Source organism: Otoolea muris (genome assembly GCF_943193115.1).
Taxonomy (GTDB): Bacteria; Bacillota; Clostridia; order Lachnospirales; family Lachnospiraceae; genus Otoolea; species Otoolea muris.
Window position 1 is genome coordinate 1 of the sequence record NZ_CALPCY010000157.1, and the last position, 1,150, is coordinate 1,150.

The window sequence follows — 1,150 nt, forward strand, 5'->3', positions numbered from 1 at the left end:
TTACTTCCATCACTGTCTGGTGCCGCATGCTTAAGGAAACTCCGCTTTATGCCATCCTCAGCGGTTTCTCTTTCGGGGATACCCCTGGCGTCGGTACTTTTTATGATTTCTTTTCCCGCATCTGGCAGGATGACTCCAACAACCTTTCCCCGAAAGACCGGTTCCCTAAGATAAAGAAAACTCCCAAAGGCAAAAAGAAAGGCGATAAGACTCCCTGCGACTCTTCCAGCATGGCTTCCAGGCTTCTTCCCCTGCTGGAACGCTGGCATTTAAAGCCTGAGAATCCCTTTTCCCTCATTTTCCGGCTTTATCAGCAGCAGTTCCTGGACCAGTCCATCCACAGGGGGTTGGTCAATCCCCGGCACCTGGCTCTTGCCGGTGACGGCACCCCTGTCCGTACTGCCGCACAGCAGCGCAAAAAGCGTATTTGCCATTGTAAGGAGAAAGGCTGTTCTTCCTGTAACTGTAAACGCCATCATTCCCAGCCCGACTGTAACTGGGGATGGGACTCCCACCGGGAATGCTATTTCTTCGGCTACCACCTCTACATGTATGTGGCTTCCGATTCCTGCAATGATCTCCCGGTATTCCCTCTTTTAGAACGTGCCTCCAGGCATGATATGCTTTCCTTTCTCCATTCCTTTTTCACCATGAAAGCATATCTTCCGGAATTCCAGATTGAAAAGCTCCTTCTGGATTCTGCCCATGACGCTTACGCTGTTTATGAATACTGCAGACGGGAAGATATCACACCGTTTATCGACCTCAATCCCGGACATACCGGGCATTTTACCTATAAGGACGATTTCACAATCGATGACGATGGTGTCCCTGTCTGTAAGTTGGGCTTACGCATGCATAAAGATGGATATGAAGCTGCCAAGCACCGCGCAAAATACCGGTGCCCGAGATCAGACCGGAAACGTGGCTGTTTCTGTGAACACCCCTGTTCACCGGCGAAATATGGAAGGACCGTACACATCTTTACCGATGATAATCCAAGGTTATTTAACATACCGCCAAGGGACTCTAAAGCATGGGAAAAGGAATATGACAGAAGGACTTCTGTGGAACGCTCCAACAAGCGCGAGAAAGAGGACTATAAATTAGAAGACGGCAGGCACCGCTCTACGAAGATGTGGTACTGCCG

1 protein-coding gene is annotated in these 1,150 nt (G+C 49.8%); it reads left to right on the forward strand.

Translation table 11 applies throughout. The features are described 5' to 3' along the window. Positions 1 to 1,150 (forward strand): hypothetical protein (locus NFS31_RS26785; RefSeq protein WP_251502149.1); only part of this gene is annotated, 1,150 nt, incomplete at both ends.